The sequence below is a fragment of the Chitinimonas viridis genome (genome assembly GCF_030409555.1).
Taxonomy (GTDB): domain Bacteria; phylum Pseudomonadota; class Gammaproteobacteria; order Burkholderiales; family Chitinimonadaceae; genus Chitinimonas; species Chitinimonas viridis.
In genome coordinates, this window is sequence record NZ_JAUFPU010000002.1 from 228,199 (window position 1) to 253,156 (window position 24,958).

At 58.8% G+C, this 24,958-nt stretch carries 21 protein-coding genes and 1 pseudogene; 9 read left to right on the forward strand and 13 right to left on the reverse strand.

Translation table 11 applies throughout. The annotated features are described in order from the left end of the window. Positions 1 to 95 precede the first annotated feature (95 nt). The 5 genes from QWZ03_RS02575 (at position 96) to QWZ03_RS20950 (ending at position 7,927) form a co-directional block, all read left to right on the forward strand. Complete coding sequence (locus QWZ03_RS02575; protein WP_290331294.1) at positions 96 to 1,232, forward strand: type III PLP-dependent enzyme; 1,137 nt, start codon at positions 96 to 98, stop codon at positions 1,230 to 1,232. A gap of 513 nt (positions 1,233 to 1,745) precedes the next feature. Further along, a complete protein-coding gene (locus tag QWZ03_RS02580) occupies positions 1,746 to 3,104 on the forward strand; it encodes a DNA cytosine methyltransferase (RefSeq protein WP_290331295.1) in 1,359 nt (452 codons plus the stop codon). After that, positions 3,095 to 4,699: an ATP-binding protein gene (locus QWZ03_RS02585; RefSeq protein WP_290331296.1), complete on the forward strand. Its 1,605-nt coding sequence runs from the start codon at positions 3,095 to 3,097 to the stop codon at positions 4,697 to 4,699. The genes QWZ03_RS02580 and QWZ03_RS02585 overlap by 10 nt, the downstream gene beginning before the upstream one ends. Beyond that, positions 4,696 to 6,960, forward strand: coding sequence for a Z1 domain-containing protein (locus QWZ03_RS02590; RefSeq protein WP_290331297.1), 2,265 nt, complete (start codon positions 4,696 to 4,698; stop codon positions 6,958 to 6,960). The genes QWZ03_RS02585 and QWZ03_RS02590 overlap by 4 nt, the downstream gene beginning before the upstream one ends. Positions 6,961 to 7,213: 253 nt before the next feature. Next, positions 7,214 to 7,927 carry a PD-(D/E)XK motif protein gene (locus QWZ03_RS20950; RefSeq protein ID WP_505538574.1) on the forward strand — a complete coding sequence of 238 codons (714 nt, stop codon included), beginning with the start codon at positions 7,214 to 7,216 and terminating at the stop codon, positions 7,925 to 7,927. A gap of 172 nt (positions 7,928 to 8,099) precedes the next feature. Here QWZ03_RS20950 and QWZ03_RS02595 read toward each other — a convergent pair whose 3' ends face one another. From QWZ03_RS02595 to argJ, 13 genes and pseudogenes are all read right to left on the reverse strand, one after another. After that, a complete protein-coding gene (locus QWZ03_RS02595; RefSeq protein ID WP_290331298.1) occupies positions 8,100 to 9,356 on the reverse strand; it encodes an NADH:flavin oxidoreductase/NADH oxidase family protein in 1,257 nt (418 codons plus the stop codon). Positions 9,357 to 9,615: 259 nt separating this feature from the next. After that, entirely contained in the window at positions 9,616 to 10,587 is a 972-nt protein-coding gene (lipA, locus tag QWZ03_RS02600) for a lipoyl synthase (protein ID WP_308446971.1), read from the reverse strand. A 175-nt stretch (positions 10,588 to 10,762) separates the two neighbouring features. Then, positions 10,763 to 11,437 carry a lipoyl(octanoyl) transferase LipB gene (lipB, locus tag QWZ03_RS20870; RefSeq protein WP_308447504.1) on the reverse strand — a complete coding sequence of 225 codons (675 nt, stop codon included), beginning with the start codon at positions 11,435 to 11,437 and terminating at the stop codon, positions 10,763 to 10,765. A gap of 75 nt (positions 11,438 to 11,512) precedes the next feature. Then, positions 11,513 to 11,893, reverse strand: a pseudogene (locus tag QWZ03_RS20875) (GNAT family N-acetyltransferase); the annotation flags it as partial. After that, positions 11,890 to 12,159, reverse strand: coding sequence for a YbeD family protein (locus QWZ03_RS02610; protein ID WP_284194572.1), 270 nt, complete (start codon positions 12,157 to 12,159; stop codon positions 11,890 to 11,892). The gene QWZ03_RS02610 and the pseudogene QWZ03_RS20875, both read right to left, overlap by 4 nt. Before the next feature lie 3 nt (positions 12,160 to 12,162). Beyond that, a complete protein-coding gene (locus QWZ03_RS02615) occupies positions 12,163 to 13,020 on the reverse strand; it encodes a D-amino acid aminotransferase (RefSeq protein WP_290331300.1) in 858 nt (285 codons plus the stop codon). Between the two features lie 9 nt (positions 13,021 to 13,029). Then, positions 13,030 to 13,497, reverse strand: a complete 468-nt coding sequence (locus tag QWZ03_RS02620; RefSeq protein WP_290331301.1) for a GNAT family N-acetyltransferase — start codon at positions 13,495 to 13,497, stop codon at positions 13,030 to 13,032. Positions 13,498 to 13,530: 33 nt separating this feature from the next. Further along, the gene (locus QWZ03_RS02625; protein WP_290331302.1) at positions 13,531 to 14,661 is read right to left on the reverse strand and encodes a D-alanyl-D-alanine carboxypeptidase family protein; all 1,131 of its coding nucleotides are present in this window, start codon (positions 14,659 to 14,661) and stop codon (positions 13,531 to 13,533) included. A gap of 209 nt (positions 14,662 to 14,870) precedes the next feature. Then, positions 14,871 to 15,290: a hypothetical protein gene (locus tag QWZ03_RS02630; RefSeq protein ID WP_290331304.1), complete on the reverse strand. Its 420-nt coding sequence runs from the start codon at positions 15,288 to 15,290 to the stop codon at positions 14,871 to 14,873. Further along, positions 15,287 to 16,237, reverse strand: a complete 951-nt coding sequence (locus QWZ03_RS02635) for a Nudix family hydrolase (RefSeq protein ID WP_290331306.1) — start codon at positions 16,235 to 16,237, stop codon at positions 15,287 to 15,289. The genes QWZ03_RS02630 and QWZ03_RS02635 overlap by 4 nt, the downstream gene beginning before the upstream one ends. A 35-nt stretch (positions 16,238 to 16,272) precedes the next feature. After that, positions 16,273 to 17,118 (reverse strand): ATP-binding protein, encoded by an 846-nt coding sequence (locus QWZ03_RS02640; protein WP_290331307.1) that lies wholly within the window; start codon positions 17,116 to 17,118, stop codon positions 16,273 to 16,275. After that, entirely contained in the window at positions 17,105 to 17,401 is a 297-nt protein-coding gene (locus QWZ03_RS02645; RefSeq protein WP_290331309.1) for a hypothetical protein, read from the reverse strand. Before QWZ03_RS02645 ends, QWZ03_RS02640 begins: the two co-directional genes overlap by 14 nt. Continuing rightward, positions 17,398 to 18,621 (reverse strand): bifunctional glutamate N-acetyltransferase/amino-acid acetyltransferase ArgJ, encoded by a 1,224-nt coding sequence (gene argJ, locus QWZ03_RS02650; RefSeq protein ID WP_290331310.1) that lies wholly within the window; start codon positions 18,619 to 18,621, stop codon positions 17,398 to 17,400. The genes QWZ03_RS02645 and argJ overlap by 4 nt, the downstream gene beginning before the upstream one ends. Positions 18,622 to 18,791: 170 nt before the next feature. On the opposite strand from argJ, the gene QWZ03_RS02655 reads away from it, so the two are divergent. The 4 genes from QWZ03_RS02655 to QWZ03_RS02670 all read left to right on the forward strand — a co-directional run bounded on the left by QWZ03_RS02655 (position 18,792) and on the right by QWZ03_RS02670 (position 24,811). Beyond that, positions 18,792 to 20,684: an NHL repeat-containing protein gene (locus QWZ03_RS02655; RefSeq protein WP_290331311.1), complete on the forward strand. Its 1,893-nt coding sequence runs from the start codon at positions 18,792 to 18,794 to the stop codon at positions 20,682 to 20,684. 122 nt (positions 20,685 to 20,806) lie between these two features. Continuing rightward, entirely contained in the window at positions 20,807 to 22,807 is a 2,001-nt protein-coding gene (locus QWZ03_RS02660) for an NHL repeat-containing protein (protein WP_290331312.1), read from the forward strand. An 87-nt stretch (positions 22,808 to 22,894) separates the two neighbouring features. After that, a complete protein-coding gene (locus QWZ03_RS02665) occupies positions 22,895 to 24,283 on the forward strand; it encodes an aminopeptidase P family protein (RefSeq protein ID WP_290331313.1) in 1,389 nt (462 codons plus the stop codon). A 90-nt stretch (positions 24,284 to 24,373) separates the two neighbouring features. After that, complete coding sequence (locus tag QWZ03_RS02670; protein WP_290331314.1) at positions 24,374 to 24,811, forward strand: hypothetical protein; 438 nt, start codon at positions 24,374 to 24,376, stop codon at positions 24,809 to 24,811. Positions 24,812 to 24,958 lie beyond the last annotated feature (147 nt).

Sequence of the window (24,958 nt, forward strand, 5' to 3'; positions counted from 1 at the left end):
CTGTCGCCACCGCCGCGTAGCAGTGCCCTGCCACGCTACAACAATTCAGGCCGCTGCTCTAAACTGCCGCGTCCAGCAAACCGAGTACGATAGCCATGCGCCGCAGCTTTGATCCCCACCGCGAACCCCAAGCCGATTTCAATCTGGTGCGCCAGCAACTGCAGCACGGCTATCAAGGCCCCTTTCTGTTGATGGACAGCGACGTATTGCGCGAGAAAGTCCGCCGCTTCAAGGCCGCGCTGCCCCGCGTAACGCCGCACTACGCCGTCAAGTGCAATCCCACCCAGGCGGTGCTGGCGGTATTGCACGAGGAAGGTGCAGGCTTTGAGATCGCCTCCCCGGCCGAACTGGATGCCTGCCTGGCCCTGGGTGTGCCCGCAGAGACGCTGTACTTCAGCAACCCCATGCGCGCGCGCGAAGCCATCGCCCTGGCAGCAAAGGCCGGCGTGCAATGGTATGTGGTGGATTCGGTCAGCGAGCTGCGCAAGGTGCATGGCATCAAGCCCGACGCCAGCTTCTACCTGCGCCTGCACACCAGCAACGAAGGCTCGGTCTCGCCCTTGTCAGAAAAATTCGGCGTGTTCGAAGAGGAGATCGAGGCCATCCTGGACGAAGCCGTCAAGCTCGGCGCCGACCTGGCCGGCGCCACCTTCCACGCCGGCTCGCAATGCCTCAATCCGGACAACTGGCGCATCGGCATAGAAGCCGCCGTCGCACTGTTCGACACCATGCGCACCCGGGGCCTCAAGCCCCGCCTGCTCAACCTGGGCGGCGGCTTCCCGGTAGAGCACCGGGCCGCCATCCCATCGATACGGCAGATTGCCGAGATCATCAACGCCGCCCTCGCCGCCGTACCCGACGATATCCGCATCATGGCCGAGCCCGGCCGCTTCCTGGTATCCGACGCCGGCTGGCTGGTAACCCGCGTCATCGGCCAGACCGTACGCAAAGGCCAACCCTGGGCCTATCTGGACACCGGCGTATTCAACGGCCTACTGGAAACCACCACCGGCATCGAATACGACATGCGCAGCGACCGCCAGGGCGATATCGTACCCTGGGTAGTTGCCGGCCCCACCTGCGATTCCATGGACATCTGTACCCGCAGCCAGCCCCTGCCGGCCGACCTGACCGAGGGCGACTTCGTCTATGTGCGCAATGCCGGCGCCTATAGCAACGCCTGCGGCTCTACCTTCAACGGTTTTGCCTTGCCCGAAGTGATTGTGGTGTAGCGGACTTGCGGTGGTAGGAAAGTCGCCGACTCAGATGACGAAGCGGCATTGCTGACTACGATTCACCTACTGTCACCAGCAGGGATTCAGCGGACCGTCTCGTTTGCGCAAGAGCAGCGTGCAGCGGAATTGGAGCAATAAGAGGGTATGGGTTACTGGTAGCCGAGCGTAACCAGGACGAGTGCGCACTCAATCAATAGGAGTCCAATATATTTCGCCTGGAAGTTCCACCGATCCCTGGGCGGCTCTGCGTTGCAGAGCAACGGCCGTGCTATGCTCAAGCACTGCCGTGACCTTCGGTTAGCTCGACGGTGGCTCTACCCGACACTTCGCTTCCCCAAGGAGGCTATGCCTTGACAGCCCGACCAATGAAGGATAGAAAGAGAACGATAGTTCTCTTTTTCGCGACTTGCTTTTAGGCGTCTAGGTCTGATCGTCGATATTGGCGAGGACGGTCTATTGTGGATACGTTAACGGCGTTCGGCGCAAAGAATTAATAACTAAGCCCGACATATGCAATCATTTAAATTTATCGATCTTTTCGCAGGCCTAGGCGGCTTCCACCTTGCCCTGTCTCGTCTTGGTGGTCAGTGTGTTTTTGCGGCTGAGTGGAAACCTCATCTACGTAAGCTCTATTTAGAGAACTTCGGACTTCTGCCCGAGGGCGACATCACCAAGGTCGATCCCGAGAGCGTACCTGCGCATGATGTTCTGACCGCTGGCTTTCCATGTCAACCGTTCTCCAAGGCAGGCGAACAACTTGGCTTTGAGTGTACGGAACAAGGCGATCTCTTCTTCAATGTTGCTACTATCTTGGCGGCGAAGCAGCCAACGTTTTTTGTTTTGGAGAACGTTCCGAATCTGCTAAAGCATGATGAAGGGCGCACATGGGCTGAGATCCAAAAAATTCTTGGCAAAGGTGAGAATGGGCTTGGCTACAATATCCGGGTCAATCAGTTCTCGCCTCACAATTTTGGCATCCCACAGATACGCGAGCGGGTCTACATTGTTGGTTCGTTGCACTCGCTAGACTCGTTCGAATGGCCAGCGACCAGTGATGACCCGACTAGCATTGATAGCGTTCTCGACGACCATCCGGAAGAAGCAAAGCGCTTATCTGCTCAGGTTAACGAGTGTTTAGAGGTTTGGGATGAATTCCTGAGAGCGAGCCCTCCCGAAGTCGAACTTCCCTCTTTCCCGCTTTGGTCTATGGAGTGGGGAGCTACGTACCCATACGAGGATACGACACCTTACGCTTTGAAAACGCTTCTGGGGCTAGATGGACTCAAGGGCTTCAAAGGTAGCCACGGCGCGATGATTGGGCGTATGCGCAACCTTGAGGATCGTTGGGCCGCGCTTCCCAGTCACGCACGTACAGAGCAGTTCCACTTTCCAAAGTGGAAGAAGGACTTCATTCGACAGAACCGCCAGTTCTACGAAGACAATAAAGCTTGGATTAACCCTTGGCTTCCGAAGATTTTGAAGTTCCCCTCTAGCTTGCAAAAGTTCGAATGGAATATCAAAGGTGGTAGGCGCAACATTTGGGAATATGTAATCCAGTTCCGTGCGTCCGGTGTTCGCGTCAAGCGTCGCACGACCGCTCCCAGCCTTATTGCAATGACTGATACGCAAGTACCAATCATTGGTTGGCAGAAGCGCTACATGACCCCTCGGGAATGTGCGCGACTTCAAAGTCTAGATGCATTGAAAGGCCTACCTGCTAGCGCGACACAGGCGTTTGCTGCTCTTGGGAATGCAGTGAACTCCAATGTTGTGGAAATGGTTGCTAGAGCGCTGCTTGCAACTTTCCCCATCCATCAAACAGTCTGCAAAGAGGCGCAGGCGCAAGAACTGGAGACTGCATGCCTGTAGAGTCGGTGGAGGAGCTAAAGGGACTGATCGAAATACGTCCAGAAGTAACAATGCTGTCTGTGCTTAGGCACCTGAACTATAAGGCGTGGTTTGCACTAGCCGAGTTCATTGATAACTCTCTTCAGAGCTATCTTGCAAATCGAGAAACTCTAGAATCTTTGCACGGTACGGATTTCCGCCTTGTTGTCGATGTGCGCTTAGACACTAATGCGCCGGGCCAAATCGTTGTAACCGACAATGCGGCGGGAATTTCAGAGGCGGACTTCCCAAGAGCATTTCGAGCGGCACACGTCCCTACGGATCGAAGCGGCCTGTCCGAATTTGGCATGGGGATGAAAAGCGCCGCATGCTGGTTTGCTGAGAACTGGAGCGTACGAACAAAGGCTCTGGGCGAGCAGTTAGAGCGCACGATCAATTTTGACATAAGGCACATTGTCGACAATAAGATTGAAAGTTTGGACACCACCGCTCGCGACATTGACAATCTGTCCGCCCACTACACTGTCGTTACTTTGCGCGGACTACACCATGTTCCTCAGGGGCGTACGCTTGGCAAGATAAAGGAACATCTTGCCAGTATCTATAGGGTGTTCCTACGCGACGGACGCATGACGCTGAAATTCAATGGAGAGTGTCTAGTCTACGAGACACCAGCAATTTTGCATGCTGTACAGTATACATCACCTGGTGTAGCTGCTTTAGGTGAGAATGCTCACTCGGTTCTATGGAGAAAGAACATCTCCTTGGATTTTGGCGAGGGGCAGCATGTCACAGGTTTTGCGGCGCTACGTGAAATTGGCTCTACCCCGTTTGCAGGTTTTGCGCTCTTTCGCCGTGATAGATTAATCGAGGGCAGTTATGACGAAACCTACCGCCCCAGTCATATCTTTAAGCAAACCAATAGTTACCCATACCAGCGACTCTTTGGCGAACTACATGTGGAAGGATTTGAGGTAAGTCATACGAAAGATGGATTCCGCTGGGAACAATATGAAGACGTTTTTCTTGACTGCTTGAAGGAAAAACTTGAACTGGAGCCATTGGATCTCCTAGCTCAAGCCGAAAACTACCGAGCCCTCCCGTCGAAAAAGAATATTGAAGTAAAAGCTGAGGCCGCTACCTTTGTCGTCGCTCAGTATCTTGAAAAACACATAGCACCACTGCTATTGGAAGCGCAGAGCAACCCAGCCCTCGATGTACCGCCGATACCGGATTCGATGCCAAGGGGGCCGTTGCAGGCTTCGGAGAGGGCTATTGAAATAGATGATGGGACTTGGCAATGGATAATTACTCTCCGGACTTCGGTGGATCCGGCCCGTGAAGATTGGGTATCGCTTGCCAAGCAACAATCAGAATGCGGCGATGAAGATCTGGTGAGGCGTATATGCGTAGACCTTGCGCTTGCACATCCGTTCTCATCCGAATTCCTAGGGGCAAGCAATGAAAATATCGAGCTCATGCTTCGGGTGGCTGCGGCTGTCGCAATAGCGCTAGTGTTAGCGGAAGACATCACTGGTGAAGCACCCGACTCGGTTCTCTATCATCTCAACTACCTCATGCGTGGAGCATTGAGTCAAGTGGCGCTAACCAAATGACAACTTCGATCAAAATCTTGAAGACCGTTAAGCCACCGCTTCGTTGGGTGCCAGAGCAAGGTGAGTTCACCATCGAGTTTCTCAAGAGCAAGTCGAAAGATGCAAATGGACCGAGCTATGCGGCCTTGACCGAGGGAGCAGACTCCATATTGCATGAAGCGCAGCGTATCTTGGGACGGTGCCTTCCTCCGGGAAATATAGAAGAAGACCCTGAAACAGGGTTGGTTGTAGGGTACGTCCAGAGCGGGAAAACGCTCTCATTCGAGACAGTGATCGCCCTGGCCCGCGACAATGGGTACGGCATGATCATAGTCTTGGCGGGCACGAAGAATAATTTACGGGATCAGTCTGAAGAGCGACTAAAGAAAGATTTGGGAATCGATGACGGTGGTGATCACTGGTACCACCTGTCGAATCCGACTACTTCTGCCAAGAACCAGATTGAAACGCGCCTCCAGGCTTGGCAGAAGAAGTCCACCAAGAAGGCGCTGCTTATCACCGTGCTCAAGCACGGTGGGCGCATAGAGGATTTAGCTAAAGTTTTGGCCAAATTGGACTTGTCATGCGTTCCCAGCCTCATCATTGACGATGAAAGCGATCAGGCAAGCTTAAATACCAAGGCCGCCCGTATAAAGGCAGGCTTGGCTGCAATCAACGAAGTGAGCACTACCTACAAGTCCATATTGACCTTGCGCGCAGTTTTGCCGCATCACTCGTATTTACAATACACGGCGACCCCGCAAGCAAACTTGCTCCTTGTCCAAACTGACTTTCTCAACCCAAATTTTGCTGAACTAGTAACCCCTGGGGAATCCTACACTGGAGGGACAGCGTTCTTCATAGACAACGCAGACCTGATTGTTGAGATTCCGACCAAGCAAGTCCCCAGCAAGACCAATAATGTTGTAAGCCCCCCCAAATCACTCTTGCAGGCGCTGCGCTACTTCTTGCTGGCTGCGGCACATCACTCACTAACAAGAGAAAAGGGCATCAAGGCGAAGGACCGGAACAGGTCAATGATGGTACATCCAGCGATGGCCACATCGTCGCACAAGACTTATAAGTCTTGGGTGGATAAAGCACTTAAGACATTGCGGCGCACTGTGGAAGACCTGCACGCATCAGATCCGGCTGTTGCCGGAGCAAAATTTGAGGTCGAGTACGAGTCGCTAGCCAAGAGTTTTCCAGACATACGTCCACTGCGAGAGTTGATTGCTGAATTGCTCGATGAAGTCTTCGATGAACTAAACGTCGTCGAAGTAAATGGAACAAAGGATGCGGAGAAGAAGGTTAATTGGAGGGCTACTCGCTATTGGATTCTTGTCGGCGGCGCGAAACTGGATCGTGGGTATACCGTTGAGGGGTTGTGCATTACATATATGCCGAGGCCGCTTGGCTCCGCCCCTGCGGCGGATACCTTGCAGCAACGTGCCCGCTTCTTTGGTTATAAGAAGCCATATCTTGGCCTATGTCGAGTGTTTGTCCAAGGTACGGTGAAGGCCGCTTTCACCGAGTACATAGAGCATGAAGAGTTTGTACGTGAAGCACTAGCCAATCACCGAGGACTTCCGCTGGCAAAATGGCGGCGCGACTTTATTTTGACCGAAATGCTTAAGCCTACCCGAGGCAACGTCATCGGCCTTGGCATTCGTAGAATCCCCGTCAATGGCTGGTTAGTTCCGAAGGTGATGCAGCGTGATGACAATGCGGCGGCTGCAAATCGTACATTGTTAATCGATGTCGTTACGAAGTGGAGGCGTGACTTCGGGCCTGACGAAAATGCTGCGACAGTTCTGAGCGGAGTCAAAGATTCACCACACAATGTGATCGTCGATATCCCCCTACGAAACGTGCTTGATGACTTTCTGCTCAATGTCCAGGTCCGAGATCCAAGTGACGCCGAGCAACACACGGCTATGCTAATCGGGTTAGCAGCGATGCTTAGGGAGGACGAGTCGCTGAAGGTGGATGTGTTCCTCATGAACAGGCTAGATACCGGGTATCGAACTCGCGAAGCCGGGCATGGGTTGCCTGCGGAGCATCGCTTTGCGCCAATAAATCAATACTTCAGCCAGAGTGCAGGCATGCTGAATGATCGTGATCACTGCTTTAGTGACAGGATTACACTACAGCTTCGCAAATTCGATTTAGGCACGCATCAACGGGACAAGAGTAAAGCCGACATCAAAGATGTGACGTGGTTTGCGCTAAATGTCCCAGCCAAACTTCGAAAGGCGCTTCTAGTGGAAGAAAGGGGCTGACGTGGAGGTGTTCGCCAACTTCACGAGACTGCCATTGGCAAAATCCGCCGTCGACTTTTCGGCTATTCCCTTGCCATCCCGGCAACGAGATTTCCTTGCAAAGTCGGTAGATGGTAGCCCAGTCTTCTTACTCCATGATTCCAGTTCTGCCAGTTACGTGCCGGCAGTTGAGTTAAAGAGCGTATCGGCACGATTCCATTGCACTTGCCAAGTAACAACCACAAACGATGCGGTTGAGGGCCAGTTCGCCGTAGTGTCCTGCCGCGCAGACGTGCCCGAGCTTTATGAACTGTTCATCAGGTGCTTTGGCGCTGCCATAGAGCAACTGCCAGACGTCGCCTCTACCACCGATATCCACGCCAGTGTTATACGACTAATTGACTTGTTCCGCTCTCTTAGTCGCCCCGGCAATCGTGAACTCGCTGGGTTGTGGGGCGAGTTGTTTGTAATCTCTATGTGCAAGGACCCAGCCAAAGCAGTACGTGCTTGGCACGCTGATCCGTACGAGCGCTTCGATTTCTCATTGCCTGGCTCTTGGCTGGAGGTTAAGTCAACTCTCGGAGAAGAGCGTCAGCATGAATTTGGGCTTGAACAGTTGCAGCTGCCGACAACAGGGCAGGCATACGTGGCGTCGTTGCTACTTCAACCTCTTACCGGAGGAGTGAGCGTAGTCGATCTTGCGACAAGCATTACATCGATGCTCGTTAGTCAGCCGAAGCTTAGGGAAAAAGTCTGGGAGAACGTCGCTTCTGCTCTGGGTATCGAGTTTTCGGAGAGGCTTGATAGAAGATTTGACCCGCAATGTGCAGAGAGAGGCTTGCGAGTGTTCTCTGCTTTAGACATACCTGCTCCCGATGCACCCGCTGACCCTAGGGTTACGAGAGTAAGGTTTCGTACAGACCTTAGCACTGTTCATTCTTCCGTTGCGGGATCAGCAATTGATGCATTGAACGATTTTTTCGCTTGAGGTTGAGGAACCGCCCTGACTCAACTCTCAACGCCGCGTAAGACCTCGCCTTAGACCACTGGCGAGGCCACTTTGGTACCCGTTTGGTCAATTTCCACAAACAATAGTTTTTCAATTACCTGCTCGGCAATGATAAACAAAGCCCGCCCCATTGCTTGGTGCCAGCCCCCGCCTACGCCCGCATACGCTTCGTCTTGAAGGTGCCCCAGCCATTCTCCAGCAGGCCGATCAGGAAGGACTTGAAACCCGACTCTGTCGGCTTGGGATTGCGGCCCTTGCCCATGCGGCGTAACTGGCGGGTGTACCAGGTGATTTCCATCAGCGCCATACGATCCACTGCCTTGATCCCCGTACGGATGGGGCGTACGTGATGGTAGGTGGCGTGGCCTGCCAGTAGCCGGTTCGGTGCGTCGGGCTCAATGGCGAGCAGCCGTGCCAGCCCGACCAGGTCGATGGCGCCAGAGTTGATGGCAGCGGCCATGCCCTCTGCCGTGCGAAACCCGCCGGTCAACATCAGGGGTGTATCGACAGCGGCACGGGCTTTTTCGGCAAATTCAAGAAAATAGGCCTCGCGCTGGCGCGTGCTTTCCTTGGCGCGTATGCCCGTCATGGCCGGTGCCTCGTAGGTGCCACCCGATATCTCTATCATATCGATACCAGCGGCGGCCAAGGCCTTGAAGGTGTCTATCGATTCCGCTTCGCCGAAGCCCCCTTTCTGGAAGTCGGCCGAGTTCAGCTTGATGCCCACCGGGAACTGCCTACCCACTGCATCGCGGATCGAGGCCAGCACGCGTAACACGAAACGGCGACGGTTTTCCGGGCTACCGCCCCATTGGTCCTCACGCACATTGTGATGCGGCGAGAGAAACTGGCCCACCAGATAGCCATGGGCACCGTGAATCTGGATTCCGGTGAACCCGGCCTCCTTGGCCAGCCGTGCTGCCGTGCCAAAGCGCTGGATGATGTCCTCGATCTCGGCGTTCTCCAGCGCTCGCGGTGTTGCGAAAAAGCGCTGCAGGGCCGGCACAAAAGGGACGGCCGAAGGTGCTACGGTTTCACGATTGAGCCCCTGCGGGGCCTGCTTGCCTGGATGGTTGAGCTGCATCCACAGCTGATTGCCCTGGCGCGTGCCCGCACTGGCCCAGCGCCTTAGGCTTTCCCTATCCCTGTCGTCTTCAAGCACGATATTGCCAGGCTCGCCCAAGGCGCGCCGATCCACCATCACATTGCCGGTAATCAATAGGCCGGCGCCCCCTTCGGACCACCGCGCATACAGCTGCTCAAGCGCATGCGTCACACGATTGTCGGCCGTACCCAAGGCTTCACTCATGGCAGCCTTGGCAAGCCGATTGGGCAGGATCAGGCCGCTGGGCAGGGTGAGGGGTTGGCCTAGTATCTCGTGCGCGGGGCGGCTGGCGGCAGTTTGCATGGCATACCCCTGGGAGGTAGGTTGACTGGCTTATATGTCGTGCGTGGAGGGTTAGCAGGGGCCGCTTATCAACACGGCGGCGTTTTCCGGCTACTGACCCAGCACGTTATGAAGCAACCATCAAAGCATAGCAAACGCGCAGGGCACCCTCACACAGAAGAAAAGCCGCCAATGGCGGCTTCTCTTACTAACCAGGCTTAAAGCGCAGACCTGTCAGACTGTATCGCTTTTATCGTCGCTCTGAGCGAAGGTGCCTGCATTACAAACCTGCGTCATGCGCCTGCTGATCTGCATGGTAGGAGCTACGCACCAGCGCGCCGACGGCAGCGTGCTTGAAGCCCATGCGGTAGGCCTCGGCCTCGAAGGCCTTGAACTGGTCGGGGGTGACATAGCGCAGCACCGGCAGGTGGGAGTTCGACGGTGCCAGGTACTGGCCTATGGTGATCATGTCGATATCGTGGGCGCGCATGTCGCGCATCACTTCCAGCACCTCTTCATCGGTCTCGCCCAGGCCCACCATGATGCCGCTCTTGGTCGCCACATTCGGGTTGAGCGCTTTGTAGTCCTTCAGCAGCTTGAGCGAATGCAGGTAGTCGGAGCCTGGCCGTGCCTGCTTGTAGAGGCGCGGCGCGGTTTCCAGATTGTGGTTCATCACGTCTGGCGCTGTCTTGGTCAGGATATCGATGGCGATATCGAGCCGGCCACGGAAATCCGGCACCAGCACTTCGATCTGGGTGCCGGGCGACAATTCGCGGGTCAGGCTGATGCAATCGGCAAAATGCTGGGCACCGCCGTCGCGCAGATCGTCCCGGTCCACCGAGGTAATCACCACATACTTGAGCCGCAGTGCGGCGATGGTCTCCGCCAGGTGGCGCGGTTCGTTGGTATCCAGCGGATTGGGGCGGCCGTGGCCCACATCGCAGAAGGGGCAACGGCGGGTACAGATGTCGCCCATGATCATGAAGGTGGCCGTACCCTTGCCGAAGCACTCGCCGATATTGGGGCAGCTGGCTTCTTCGCACACCGAGTGCAGCTTCTGCTCGCGCAGGATGTTCTTGATCTCGTAGAAACGGCTGCCGCTGGGCGCCTTGACGCGTATCCAGTCCGGCTTTTCCAGCGGTTTGTCCAGCGGCACGATCTTGATGGGTATGCGGGCAGTCTTGGCCTCGCCCTTGAGCTTGACGCCTTGCTCGGCGCGGGCGGGCGGGGTAGTAACGACGGGCGAGGACATGCTTGGGGGTTCTTTCTTTGTTATGGGTACGACCGCAGGCCACCCTGGATCGCAACGCGACATGGCGCACAGGATGTATCGCTTCGCCCCCCAGCCATGCAAGGCCGATACGATAGATGTGCGCTGCGCCTTGCGTAGACCAAGCAGCTTGCAGCTGCACCCTTATATAAGCAGCTCAGCTAGCGGCCGGCTTGGCGCTCAGGGCGTAGTCTGCTGGCGAGGCAGTACCTTCCTGCCCCAGCAAGGCGTTGATTTTAGCGGCCAATTGCGGTGCAAGCGAGGCCGGCGTTTCCCGAATGCCAAAATCGGCCAGCTGTATCACCCGCAAACCGGCGTAGCCACAGGGATTGATCTGGCTGAACGGCGACAGGTCCATGTCCACATTCAGGGCCAGGCCGTGATAGCACTTGCCATCGCGTATGCGCAAGCCCAGCGAGGCGATCTTGGCTTCGTCCACATAGACGCCGGGGGCATCTTCCTTGCCATAGGCGCGTATGCCATGGTCAGCCAGCAGATCGATGATGCTTTGCTCGATACGGCGCACCATCTCGCGCACACCCAGCTTGCGGCGACCCAGATCCATCAGCAGATAGCCTATCAACTGGCCGGGGCCGTGGTAGGTCACCTGGCCGCCACGGTCTATCGGCACGATGGGGATATTGCTTCTTTGCAGCACGTGTTCCGGCTTGCCGGCCTGGCCTTGCGTAAACACCGGTGGGTGTTCCAGCAGCCAGAGCTCATCGGAGGTGTTGCCATTGCGGTGGCTGGTCATGGTCTGCATGGCACGCCAGGTCGGGATGTATTCCTGCACCCCCAGCCAGCGGCTTGCTACGGTCGATCCGGCCAGCATGATCTCGTCCTGCAGCAGCATCAATGGCAGCTGCCTGCCTTCGGGCTGGGATGGCAGCATGCCTATGGTGCGGGCGCCAAAGCGGTGATAGAAGGCTTCAGCCTTGGGTTCGGCGGCAATCAGCAAGGGCTCGCTGCGGCCCAGGTGCTGCCTGGCGGCCGCCAGCAGTTGGCGCCCCAGGCCTTGCCCCATGGTGCCCGGCAATACCCAGCAATGGATCAGCTCGGCCAGGCCGTCTACCCGTTCCACCATGGCAAAACCGACCGTGTCGCTGCCGCGTTCGGCCACCACGGCCCAATTGGCGGCCAGTTCCGGCTCGGTGACGGTCAACCCGTCATGCCAAAGCGCCAGCCATTCTGCCGGGTAGCCCCAGTGGGCCTTGGCTGCATGGGCAATGGCGCTAAGTGCCGCGGCCTCTCCCGGCCGCGCCGGGCGTAAGCTGAAGCCTGCACTCATAGCACGTATTTCACCATGGGGTGTCCAGTCACGGCGCGATAGATTTCATCCAGCTGTGCCTGCGAGATGGCCGTCACCGTGACAGTCAGCGACACATAATTGCCGCCTGAACTGATACGCAGCTCGATATCCTCGGCCACGATATCCGGCGCATGCACCCGTACCAGCTCGAATATGGTCTGCGAAAATTCATCATGCCGCGCACCCATCACCTTGATGGGGAAACGCGTTGGAAACTCGAGCAGGGGTTTATCCTGTTCACTCATCGTCTATTCCTTTCCTGCCCGCATCACGGTGCGTTTGAAATCCTGGTAGTACTGGTCCAACTGCCTGGCCATGGGGCCGACACAGCCATCGCCCACTGCCTGGCCATCGAGTTCCACGATGGCCAGCACCTCCCGGGTGGAGCTGGTCATCCACAGCTCATCGGCATTGCGCACCTCTGCCTCGGTCACCGGGCGTACCTCCATGGGTACACCATGCTGGCGCGCAAGCTCTATTACCAGGTCGTAGGTAATGCCCGGCAGTATCAAATGGTTCTTGGGTGGGCAGGCGATCACGCCCTGCTTCACCACAAATACATTGCTTGCCGCACCCTCGGTCAACATGCCATCGCGGAACATCAGGCACTCGGCACAGCCCTGCTGTTTGGCCGCCTCGCGCAGCAGCACCGTGGGCAGCAGGTTGAGCGATTTGATATCGCAACGCAGCCAGCGGAAATCGGCATGACTGATGGCGCGCACACCCTTTGCCTTGGCCTCGGGCGATGGCGTGACCAGCGGGCTGGGGTTGATCAGCACAGTGGGGGCCACGCCAGCAGGGAAGGGAAAATCCCGCTCGCCGGCATTGCCGCGTGTCACATGCAGGTAAACGGACTGATCATCGTAGGCCTGCAGTCGTATCACCTCGCGCACCAGCTCTGCCCATTGCAGCGGTGTGTGCGGGTTGGGCAGCGAGATAGCTGCCAGGCTGGCGTCCAGCCGGGCCAGATGCTCATCCAGCCGGAACGGATTGCGCGAGTAGACAGGGATCACCTCGTACACCCCGTCGCCAAACAGGCAGCCGCGATCAAGCGCCGAGATCATGGCATCTTCAGCACGGCAAAACCGGCCATTCAGATAAAGCATTGCTAGCCCTTAGAGAGACTTGGAAAACGCCTGCTGCTGCTTGATAGCGGTATAGCCCAAACTCAGGTAGAAACAGTGTGCCTCGGGCCGCTCCATACCAGAGCGCAGGGTGATCCGGCCCACAGCCTGGGTGCGAGCCCAGTCCTCCAGACCCGCCATCAACGCCCGCCCCAACCCCTGGCCACGGCAGGCGACGTCCACCACCAGGCCACCCACTTCCACCGCCGGCTCCGCCTCCAGCACCACCCGCACATAGCCATGTACCCAGCCCAGTATCTGCCCCTGGGCATCGGCTACTACCAGCACCCTGTGGTCTGGTCTGGCCAGCATGAACTGCAAATTGTGGCCAAGCAGCTGATTTTCAATGGGATAGCCCAATTGCGCCGATAGGCGGGTCAAGCCCGCCTGATCGGCCAAAACCACCGGGCGCAGCGACCACCCCGGCTTAGCTACCTTGGCGTCTGTCCCTGCTTTCACCACCTATCCATGACTCCGGTCCAGCACAGGCGCTCAGTTGAACCACAGCTTGACGCTATCGACACTACGACCGAAGAAACCAGCCTCTGGCACGGCAGTCAGTACCTTAAGCGGCAGCTCGGCCAAGGGCTGGCCATCCACGCTCAGCTTGATGCTGCCCACCACCTGGCCGGCGACTACCGGCGCGGTCAAATGCGGCTTGAGCAGTACCTGTTTCTGCAGGCGGGCCGAGGCCCCCTTGGCCACCGCCACATACTGATCGGTATCAAAACCGACCGGCACCGTATTGCTGGCCCCCTTGTACACCTTGACCTGGCTCACTGGCTGACGGGCCGCGAACAGCTTGGGCACGTCGAAGAACTGCATGCCATAGCCCAGCAGGCGGGCGCTTTCATTGGCACGGGTAACGTCAGAATCCGTACCCAGCACCACACTGAGCACCCGACGCTGTCCGTCGCGCTTGCTTGCCACCAGGCAGTAGCCTGCGCTGTCGGTGTGGCCGGTCTTCATGCCATCGACTTGTGGATCGCGGTACAGCAACAGGTTGCGATTGGGCTGGGAGATATTGTTGTAACGGAAATCCCGCATCGAGTAGATGGGATAGTGCTGCGGAAAATCGCGGATGATGGCGGCCGCCAGGATGCCCAGGTCGCGCGCTGTGGTGTAGTGCTGCGGATCAGGCAGGCCGGTGGAGTTCATGAAGTGGGTGTGCTTCATGCCCAGCCGGGCTGCCTGCTGGTTCATCATGCCGGCAAAGGTTTCCTCGGTGCCGGCGATGGCTTCGGCCAGCGTCACGCAGGCATCGTTGCCGCTCTGCACGATCATGCCCTTGATCATGTCGCTGACCGATGCAGGCTTCTTGGGGTCAAGAAACATGCGCGACCCTTCGGTGCGCCAGCCTTTTTCCGATACCGTAAATTGCTGATCCATCTTGATGCGGCCATCCTTCAACGCCTGGAAGGTCAGGTAGGCCGTCATCAACTTGGTCAGGGAGGCCGGTTCAATACGGCGGTCGGCATCCTTGGCAGCCAGGGTGGTACCGCTATTGAAGTCCAGCAGCAAATAGGCAGTTGCCGACAGATCAGGGGCGGGCGGCACGGGCAGTGCAGCAGCACCAGCCTGGACGGACAAGGCGACGGCCAGGGCAATCAGAGTATTTTTCATGCGGGATATAAGGCGGAGTGATGCGAGAACGCAGGATTATAAAGCAATCGCCCGCGCTAACCGGTGCGGTCGATTCCGAAATCGCAGTTAGATTGCCGATACCGTTGCGACTCGCACAGCGCGGCGATGTTCCCCAGCCACAGCGTTATTCCGGCTGTATCACCCTGCGGACCTGGCGGGACGTTGTGCCAGCTGCACCGATGGCTGGATCAGGCCCCTGCCACGAACCGTACTTCTATCCGCCCGGCCTGGCTATCCAGCCACAGCAGCCAATCGCGGCGTCCCTGCACGCAGAGCGGTAGCACCACCTGGGCTGCGGCCACCCCACCCGGCTCATCCTTGAGCGGTAGCGCTATCGGGCCCATATCCATCCCTACCATGCCAAAGCGGGCGGTGATCGGCCCGGCCAGGCCGCGCACCTCCAGCTGAAACGGCTTGAGGGCAGAGGGGAGCTGCAACGCTCGGACCTCCACCACCTGGGTACCATAAGGAATGCGGCAGGGCTGAGTCAGATCAGCGCAACTGGCCGTCAGCACCGAAGGAGGTGCCACGGGCCGCAGGCGATTGGCCAGCAGTAGCAGTGCCGTCAGGCTGGCCACCGTCATCAATAGCCAGCCGGCGTGCTTCATGACAGCCCTTGCCAGGCAGCCCGCAGCAGGGCAACGCCTTGGGCGCCTGCAGCCTGTGCCGCGGCGAGATCGGCCTGCTTGAGACCACCAATGCCATACACAGGGAAGGGCCAGCCCTGCCCCGCCAGCGCGGCAAAGCCATCCCAGCCCAGCGTAGCGCTGCCTGGGTGGCTCTGCGTAGGCTGTATCGCCCCCAGCACGGCGTAGTCCAGGCCCAACTCCGCCGCCCTGGCCAGCTCTGTTGCGTTATGTACCGACGCACCACACCAGCCCTCAGGCCGTTCGGTGGTTTCCATCAGCACCCGCGCAGGCAGATGCACGCCGGCCGCGCCCAGATCGTGCGCCCGTTGCGGTTGGCCATGCACCAGCAGGCGAGCCCCATAGGGCTGCAACCGTGCCTGCACCTCGGCCGCGAGGCCTGCGTAGGCCGCGGCTGGCAGTTGCGGCTCGCGCAGTACCAGCCAGCGCAGGCCTTGCGCCAGCGCCAGGTCCAGCTGCCTCAGCCAGGCCGCCTCGCCCAGTTCCGCCACATTGGAAAACGGTAACACCGCCGGCAACTGCAAGCCACGCAGGATGGGGGTGTTGGCGGGCAACACCGGGTCCACCGTCAAGGCTCCCGGCACCTGCCAAGCAAATGCCTGCCCTTCATGCGGGTGGGGCTCACCCTGCCAATCGGTCACCTTGAAGAAATTGAGCCTGACATGGGCATGGGGATAGGTGAAGGTCTGCACCAGCCAGGGCTGCGCCATCGAAACGGTCACGCCCATTTCCTCGTGCAACTCGCGCACCAGCGCCTGCAGCGGCGTCTCGCCCGCCTCCAGCTTGCCCCCTGGGAACTCCCACCAGCCGGCATAGGGCTTGCCCTCCGGGCGCGAGCCCAGCAGGAACTGGCCATCAGGCCGTATCAGTATGCCGGCGGCAACATGGGTGGTCTTGGTTTCGGTCATCTTTGCCCTGATAATAGGTAATGGACGGCTACGGCCTAGCTGATGCGCCCTGCCCGATCACGGGCAAACTGCCAGGCCACCCTGCCCGAGCGTGAACCACGGCCCAGCGCCCAATTGAGCGCAGCACGCTCCAGGGGTTCGTTCCACTCATGCCGGCCAAACTCCGCCAGCCAATGGCGCGCAGCAGCCAGATATTCCTCTTGGCTGAAGGGATAGAAACTCAGCCACAGACCAAAGCGCTCGGACAGGCTGATTTTTTCCTCTACTGCGTCGGCCGGGTGCACCTCACCATCCACATGGCGGCTACGGCTGTTCTCGTCAAAATACTCTGGCAACAGATGGCGGCGATTCGAGGTGGCATAGATCAGGATATTGCTGCTGGTTGCCGCAATACTGCCGTCCAGTACCGACTTCAGCGCCTTGTAACCGCCCTCGCCCTCCTCAAAGCTCAGGTCGTCGCAAAACACGATAAAGCGCTCCGGGCGATGCGCCAGCTTGGCGACGATATCGGCCAGGTCGCACAGATCGTCCTTGTCCACTTCCACCAGACGCAGGCCCTGGTCGGCAAACTCATGCAACAGGGCTTTGACCAGCGAGGATTTGCCGGTGCCGCGTGCGCCGGTCAGCAGTACATTGTTGGCCAGCCGCCCCTGCACGAACTGGCGGGTATTGCGGACGATCTCGGCCTTTTGCGGTTCGATGTTCTGCAGATCAGCCAGCCGCAGCCGATGCGGTTGGTGCACGGCTTCCAGCCAGCCCACCGTGGTGCCCAAGGCAGCCTGCTTGCGCCAGCGAAAAGCCGTGGCAGACCAATCCGGCGCGGCGTCCGCTGGCGGCAGTATGGCTTCCAGCCGGGCCAACAGCTGCTCAAGATTCATCATCGCCTCCACGGCGGCTCAGGTAGATCAATCCAGCCCCCAGCAGTGCCAGCACCGTACCACTGCCCGCCAGCAGCACCACGGCCGGGTTGCGTTGCCACAAAGAGGGTATGGCCGCACTGTAGCCGGGCTCGCGGCAGACGGCGCGGGCATAGTCATAAGCGCCGCCACCGTCCAGGCAGACATCCACCATAGCCCACTCCACCCCCTGCCGCAGCAAGGCGCCCGTCAGCAGCATCAAGCCCAGCCCGGTAATGATCTGTGGCGCGAGGCTGCGCTGGCTCACGAGCGGTAGTCCGCGTTGATCTTGACGTAGTCGTAGCTGAAATCACAGGTCCAGACCGTGGCCGCCACCGGGCCACGGTTCAGCACCACGCGTATCAGTATCTCGGCCTTGTTCATCACGCGCTGGCCGTCTTCCTCGCGATACGCCGGGTTGCGACCGCCCTGGGTGGCGACCAGCACGTCGTCCAAGTAGAGATCCAGCTTGTCCACATCCAGGTCGTCGATGCCGGCATAGCCTATGGCAGCCAGGATGCGGCCCAGATTGGGGTCCGAAGCAAAAAAGGCCGTCTTGACCAGTGGCGAGCGGCCTATGGCATAGCCCACAGCCTTACATTCGCTCTCGTCACGGCCACCCTCCACTTGCACGGTCATGAACTTGGTGGCGCCTTCACCATCGCGGACAATGGCCTGTGCCAGGGTCTGCGCCACGGCCGTCACGGCATCACGCAGCACCGCGTATTCAGCGCTGTCGGCATCGCTGATCTCGGCGCCGGTCTGGCCGGTAGCAATCAGCATGAAGCTGTCGTTGGTCGAGGTGTCGCCATCAATGGTGATGCAGTTGAAGCTGCGGTCGGCCGCATGCTTGACCAGGGCCTGCAGCAGCGGCTGGGCCAGCTTGGCATCCAGCGCCACATAGCCGAGCATGGTCGCCATATTGGGGTGGATCATACCGGCGCCCTTGGCGATGCCGGTGATGGTAATGGTCTGCCCTGCCACCTGTACTTGCCGGCTGGCTGCCTTGCTCACGACATCGGTGGTCATGATGGCCTCGGCGGCATCGGCCCAGTTGGCGGGCGACAGATTGGCCACTGCGCCTGGCAACGCTGCCACGATCTTCTCGAAGGGCAGAGGCTCCAGTATCACCCCGGTAGAGAACGGCAGTATCTGGCTGCGCTCGGCACCCAGCTCCGCTGCCAGTGCATCGCACACCTTGAGCGCCCGCTCGCGCCCATCCAACCCGGTACCGGCATTGGCGTTGCCGGTGTTGACCACCAGCGCACGCGGCGTAGCCTGGGCCAGATGCTCGCGGCACAGTTGGACCGGCGCGGCGCAAAAGCGATTGCGGGTAAACACCCCGGCCACTTTTGCGCCCTCTGCCAGCAGCATCACCAGCACATCCTTGCGGCCGGGTTTCTTGATACCGGCGCTGCCTATGCCCAGGGTAATGCCGGGAACGGCGTGCAGGCTGGCGGGGTCGGGGGCGTTGAGGTTGACGGGCATGGTGGTTCCTGTTTCGTAGCGAAGGCAAGGCAGCCTGGTGGCCGCACAGATAGAGTGCGAGATTGTACCGTTGCCAGCCCGCGAAAACAGCGCATCCTGCATTGCTGCCTCCACATGGCCGCACAAACTGGACTAGCCTGTAATGAGATCTCCACAGCGTAGCTTCTGCCATGCTAGTGAACCCCATCAAGCACGCGGCCATCGAGCCCCACCATCCTCCGCTCGGCATGGGCATGAGCCTCTTCTTCTTTGTGAGCGTACTGTGCCTGCTGATAGCCCTTGGCCTGTTCCTGATTTCTTCCAGTGCGCGCAAGCTTGGCCCAATAGCGCTGGACTCTGAACAGCGGGTCTGGATAGCCATAGATGACCACCTGGTCATCACCCAACTCCAGGGCCAGGTAGTGGGAGAAGTGGATACAAGCGAACAGATCAGCACCGCCTACAAGGTGGTGGTGGCATGGAAGCAGGGTGGTGTACTACTGGATGCGGCAGACAACGGCCATGTCTACCGATTGGATCGGCAAGGACAAATCGTCGGCACGCTACCGACGTACTTCATGGGCACGGTGCTGCTGGCCTATGCAGCCAGCAGTGATACTACCTATGTGCTGGAGCAAGACGCCGGGGTGCTGCGCGCTTATCAGGGCGATACCCTGGTTGCCGAGCGCAAAGGTTATCAGGATATCAGCAGCATGAGCCTCAGCCCGGATGGCAGGCTGTGGTTGCTGGACAGACACAACGCACGCTTGCTCGCACACGATAGCCACTTACAGCCGGTGAAGGCTGTGCTACTACCCGCCGCATTCGATGCCGTACCGCCAAACCAGGCACAGGCAGGGCCAGATGGAAGCTGGTGGATAACGGGTGACATACGCAACTGGCAGCGAGGTCGTATGCTGCGCATGGATAGGCAAGGCCAAGCCCTGGCTGCACCCGCGTTACCCTGGTGGTCCATGCCGGCCGGGCTCGCCATGTTGCCCGATGGCAGTTGGCTGGTCACCGAGGCACGCCGCAGCAGGGTGCTGCAGCTGGATCCACAAGGACAAGTACAGGGCCAGTTTGGCGATAGCGCACTACAGGAAGACCTGAGCCGCCACCGTTGGCGCCACCTGAAGAATCCATTCCTTCAGCTATGCCTGGCCATGATGGTCGGTCTGATGATCTATGGTGGCTATATAATCTGGCGAGATAGGCGCCCTGGTCCCGCGTCGTCTCCGCTATTTGCCACGCCAGCCAACCGCGATAACGTAGGCAAACTGGCCAGCCTCGCCCTGTGGGCGGTCATTGTCATGCAGATGTTCAAAATAGGCGTGCCGCTGTTCTCGGCAGATTTCGCCGCGCAACTTTGCCAGGGTACTACCGACTGCCAGGAACTCATGCTGCTCGAGCTGGGCAGCCGATTTGTTGTCATGCTGCCGATCTTTATGTTCCCGCCTCACCGTATCCCAGGATACGACTTCCAGACCGATATGCCTGTGCTGCATAGCTTGCTGGATAGGGCCAACACCCACGGCCCCGCCCTACGTCAGGCAGTGGAAGCGGCCGGCGGCTGCTACTTTGGCTACTGTGTGAAGAATGCCCTGCTCTTGGTCTGCCACGATGCCCTGTTGGTCGTCCGCCTACGCTCGCCGGACTACAGCCTGGAAAGCTTGCAGACCCTTCGTTACGAGGACCTGAGCGAATTTGAAGCGGTAGGGGTATCTTTCATACTGGATGCCGGATCAACCCGCATCCGCTTCAAACACGGCGCTGCGCGGCGGGAATTCGAGACCCCGAGCCCCAAACACCAGCGCACATTCCTGGCCTGGCTTCAGAACATGCACCCCGCGACGCGAGATAGCTGGCTGGCAGAGCAGCACCAGACGCTCGTACGGCGCACGCGCCGAGCGCACTGGTTCATGCTATTGCTGTGCGGCAGCGGCTTGGCCACCTTGCTTGCCCTTGGTGCCACGGCTTACAACGCTCCCCTCACCTTGCTGCTTGCCCTGCTGCTGGCATTACTGTCCGTGCGCGGCGTACGGAGGCCACCACCTGCGCCGGCCCCCATGCCGCTTGCGCCATAGCAGCCCAGCCTCCAGCTTGCGCTGAGCAAATTTCCGCTACCAGGACAATACTGGTGCATGGGGTAATAACATCAGGGGCGCTTTCTTAGCGCTTTGTATAGCCAGATATACCAAGGCCTATCATGAGCCAGCAACAAGACACGCCCTTTCTGCCTTTGAGCCCCAAAAGCGTCCAAATGCTGGCCAAGCTGCTGCAGTTGAACCATGGTCTATCCGCCATGCTGCTGGCTTTTCTTGGTATCACAGCTGTTGGTGTCGCGCTTATCGCCTTGAGCTTATCGTTGGTGCTGTCGAGTGACGGTTACGAGTTGTCCACCTTGGCGGTAGATAGTGAGAACCGCGTCTGGATAGATGGCGGCGACAGACTCATCGTGACGCGTACTGATGGCAGCGTAGTCACGACAATAGCCTCTCCCAACGCGCCTAGGGCTCCCTTCAGCAGCTTGGCGGCCTGGAAAAACGGCGGTGTACTGGTAGCCAGCCTGAACGACAAACGCATCTACCAACTGGATCGCGATGGAAAAATAGTCGGACAGCTGGACTTGGTGTTCCAAGGTACGGTCACGCTGGCCTATGCAGCGCAGCACGACAGAACCTTTGTGATGGAAAAGCGCACTGGCAAGCTACGTGCATTTCAGGGCACACGACAGATAGCCGAGCGCGCTGACTATCCAGGCGCCTACGGGATAGATATTGCCACTGATGGCCTGGTTTGGTTAGCCGACACCGAGGGCAAACGCCTGGTCGCCCATAGCCTGGATCTGGAGGTTCAGGATACGCTGGCTTTGCCCACCCATCTGGGCATGAGCAAACCCGTCACCTTGCTCAGCAGGGGCAAGGATGGCTGGTGGTTAACCCTGAAATCAGACAGCTTGAGTGTAGGCAGTCTGCGTACGCTGGATAGCCAGAGCCGTCTGACTGCACACCCCGCTTCCCCCTGGTGGAGCAATCCATTCGGTATCGCCAGCCTCAGGGATGGCTCCCTGCTGGCAGTGGATCCCCGTACAACGCGCATCCTGCACTACAGTGCAAGCGGGGAGCGCCTGGACGATTTTGGTGGTGCAGAACTCAAGGCACATTTTGACCGGCACCGCTGGCGCATGCTGCACAGCAACAAACAGATTGGTCTGTGGCTGGTCCTCGGATTGATAGGCACGATTCTCAGTGCAACGGTTTACGCAATATACACACACCTCCGTCTATATCGCCGGATATATGCAGTGCCTAGGCATGCACTCTTTGATACCTCCTTACACTCACCACACAAGCGGTGGCGGCTGACGATATACGGTGTTGCCGCGCTCGCGTTTGCGTTCGGGCTGTTTGGAATACCGACCTATGTGCTGGGCAGCAGCCATACCCAACAACAACTTTGCGGTGCCATCAGCGTCTGCGGCAACTACACACTGTGGATGGTGCTCTGGCCGCTTGTGCTGGGCATGTGGTTACAGGTCGACGCCGTCCCCCACTTTCTGATTGCCCCTTTGCAACTGGGAAAAACACTGCCGCAGCCCATAGCCAAAACGCTGCTCAACTTGGCAAACGTGGATCATGCCACCCTGCCTCAAGCCATCAATGCAGCACACGGCTGCTATCTGGTTTTGATCGCAGACAAGGCCATCGTCCTGCTCTGTCATGACGCTTTGCTACTGGTGCAGGTTCGCCAGAGCGATTTCTCGCTGCTGTCGCTGCACCGGTTCAACTATGCCGATATGCAGACTATCCAGACACTACGCTTGCCAGGCGCAGACTCGCTCCTGCGCCCATGCATGGCGGTCAGATTCAGCGATCAGAATGGCAGCTACGATCTCGGTTTCCTCCATGCTCCTGTGCAGGTTTTTTGCGCAGACTGGTTGACCGGTATGAAGACGGATACCCGTAAGAGCTGGCTTCAGCAGCAGGCACACCGATTACGCAAGCAGCGACTGCTTGCTGTAGGCATTACCGCCGCCATTGCAGTGATCGGGCTGTTAGCGTTCATCGTGCTGGGTATCAACCCGCAATCCCAGCCCATTGCCTATCTGCTGGCCGTCTCTGGCATAGCCCACGCTTGGTATGGCTACCGGCATGCCCATGCCCCACTCAAGCCATACCCCTTGGCCGCGGGCAACACCTCCAGCTAACGCTTGCAGCCCCGCTCCCTGCATCCAAACCCACCTGACGGGGGTATCATGCGCGCAACTTTGCCACCCTCCCATTGAGGTAGCCCCATGTTCACACCCGACATCTATCGCGCCCGTCGCGCGGCACTGGCCCAACAGGTCGGTTCTGGTCTTATCCTGCTGATAGGCAATGCCGACAGCCCCATGAACTACACCGACAACATCTACCACTTTCGCCAGGATTCCAGCTTCCTGTATTTCTTCGGGCTGGACCTGCCGGGGCTGGCTGCCGTGATAGACGTGGAGGCCGACAGCGCCACCCTGTTTGGCGACGATGGCGGCCTGGACAGCATAGTCTGGACCGGCCCGCTGCCCAGCTTGGCCGAGCAGGCCCAGGCGGTGGCGGTCAGCCAGACGCTGGCGCTGTCCAAGCTCGACGGCGTAGTGAGCCGCGCCCGCGATGGTGGCCGCAAGGTGCACTATCTGCCGCCTTACCGCGCCGAGCACCGCGTCTGGCTGGCGGAACTGCTGCAGCTCTATGTCGCAGCAGTGGACGATGCGGCTTCCGAATCGCTGACCCGTGCGGTCATCGCGCTGCGCTCGGTCAAGTCGGCCGAGGAAATCGCCGAGATGGAGAACGCCCTGGAAGTCGCCTACCGCATGCATATGCTGGCTATGCGCTCATCCCGCCCCGGAGTAAAGGAGCAAGAGGTGGTCGGCTTGATGACCGGCCTGGCGCAGAGCCAGGGCCGTGCGCTAGCCTACCCCGTCATTTTCAGCCGTGACGGCCATATCCTGCACAACCACGGCCATGGCTACACCCTCAAGGCCGGTGACCTGGTGGTCAACGATGCCGGCGCCGAGAGCCCGCTGCACTACGCCAGCGACATCACCCGCACCATTCCGGTGGCAGGCCGTTTCAACGACCGGCAGAAGCTGGTCTACCAGGCAGTGCTGGATGCACAGCTGGCGGCCATTAATGCCATGAAACCCGGCGTACCCTACCGCGAGGTACACGATCTGGCCGCCCGGGTGTTGGTCAGCGGCCTGGCCCCCACCGGGCTGTTCAAGGGCGATGCGGCCGAGGTAGTTGCCAGCGGTGCTTACGCCCTGGTGTTCCCGCACGGGCTGGGCCACCACATCGGCCTGGATGTACACGATATGGAAGCGCTCAACGAGAACTGGGTGGGCTACGGCGAAGGGGTGGAGCGCGCCAGCGAGTTCGGCCGCAAATCGCTGCGCTTGGGCCGTCCCTTGCGTGAAGGCTGGGTCGTGACCGTGGAGCCAGGCGCTTACTTCATTCCCGCGCTGATCGAGCGCTGGGCAGCCGAGCAGCGCCATGCCGGTTTGATAGACTACGATGTGGCGCGCCAGTACGCCGACTTCGGTGGCATACGCATCGAGGATGACGTGCTGATCACAGCCGATGGTGCCCGCGTGCTGGGCAAACCCATACCCAAGACCATTGCCGAGATTGAAGCGCTGGCGAGTGCCTAACTTGAATCAGACCAACCAGCATCTGCCTTAATTACGGCGGACAAGTGGCCTAACCATCCCTTGTCCACCGTATCTATCGGAACATGCAAAGTGCCTGACATCAACCACCTAGCGTACCTTTGGGAATCCGGAGACTGGGCATTGGCGCAAGGCATACATAGCGAAGCACATGTCATTGTCAGCTTTGCTGAAACCGGCGTATCAGTCAAAGAGTTGGTCGCTTTACGTGGCTTACTTCCTCAAGTCAGCACCATGGCCCCCGCAGCCGTCAGAGCCTTGGCACAAGAGGAAAGGGAACTCGATCTCGGCCGCTACGGCAATCTTGAGGCCCAGCGCCTTCATGACAAAGCGAAAAAACTGGGTTTGAACGCACATCTCAAGGATGCCTCGTATGTCGTCTACCAACCTATCCATCGCATCAATGGTGTCTCGCATCAGCCCTCTGACGATGATGCCGTGAATCAAGCCGTCATTACTGAAATGCTGCGCCGCAACCTCCCCATCCACAGTAGGTATGAAATGGACTAAGAGCGGCTAACAAAACCCAGCGTAGCGGTTCTGGCTAGGCGTGCGAGCGATGGCGCGCGCAGCAGACAGTAAGTGGGTACGGCAAGCTCGCACAACAACGCCACAGGGGTTTGTTAGCGGCTCTAAGCGCTACGCTTGAGTCAAGCG

Coding starts and splice junctions, on each gene's coding strand:
- QWZ03_RS02655 (WP_290331311.1), top strand. CDS start 18,792: ATGCTAGTGAACCCCATCAAGCACGCGGCCATCGAGCCCCACCATCCT.
- QWZ03_RS02585 (WP_290331296.1), top strand. CDS start 3,095: ATGCCTGTAGAGTCGGTGGAGGAGCTAAAGGGACTGATCGAAATACGT.
- QWZ03_RS02610 (WP_284194572.1), bottom strand. CDS start 12,159: ATGAGTGAACAGGATAAACCCCTGCTCGAGTTTCCAACGCGTTTCCCC.
- lipB (WP_308447504.1), bottom strand. CDS start 11,437: ATGCTGGCCGGATCGACCGTAGCAAGCCGCTGGCTGGGGGTGCAGGAA.
- QWZ03_RS02595 (WP_290331298.1), bottom strand. CDS start 9,356: ATGCAAACTGCCGCCAGCCGCCCCGCGCACGAGATACTAGGCCAACCC.
- QWZ03_RS02635 (WP_290331306.1), bottom strand. CDS start 16,237: ATGACCGAAACCAAGACCACCCATGTTGCCGCCGGCATACTGATACGG.
- QWZ03_RS02575 (WP_290331294.1), top strand. CDS start 96: ATGCGCCGCAGCTTTGATCCCCACCGCGAACCCCAAGCCGATTTCAAT.
- argJ (WP_290331310.1), bottom strand. CDS start 18,621: ATGCCCGTCAACCTCAACGCCCCCGACCCCGCCAGCCTGCACGCCGTT.
- QWZ03_RS02625 (WP_290331302.1), bottom strand. CDS start 14,661: ATGAAAAATACTCTGATTGCCCTGGCCGTCGCCTTGTCCGTCCAGGCT.
- QWZ03_RS02630 (WP_290331304.1), bottom strand. CDS start 15,290: ATGAAGCACGCCGGCTGGCTATTGATGACGGTGGCCAGCCTGACGGCA.
- QWZ03_RS02660 (WP_290331312.1), top strand. CDS start 20,807: ATGAGCCAGCAACAAGACACGCCCTTTCTGCCTTTGAGCCCCAAAAGC.
- QWZ03_RS02580 (WP_290331295.1), top strand. CDS start 1,746: ATGCAATCATTTAAATTTATCGATCTTTTCGCAGGCCTAGGCGGCTTC.
- lipA (WP_308446971.1), bottom strand. CDS start 10,587: ATGTCCTCGCCCGTCGTTACTACCCCGCCCGCCCGCGCCGAGCAAGGC.
- QWZ03_RS02640 (WP_290331307.1), bottom strand. CDS start 17,118: ATGATGAATCTTGAGCAGCTGTTGGCCCGGCTGGAAGCCATACTGCCG.
- QWZ03_RS02665 (WP_290331313.1), top strand. CDS start 22,895: ATGTTCACACCCGACATCTATCGCGCCCGTCGCGCGGCACTGGCCCAA.
- QWZ03_RS02590 (WP_290331297.1), top strand. CDS start 4,696: ATGACAACTTCGATCAAAATCTTGAAGACCGTTAAGCCACCGCTTCGT.
- QWZ03_RS02615 (WP_290331300.1), bottom strand. CDS start 13,020: ATGCTTTATCTGAATGGCCGGTTTTGCCGTGCTGAAGATGCCATGATC.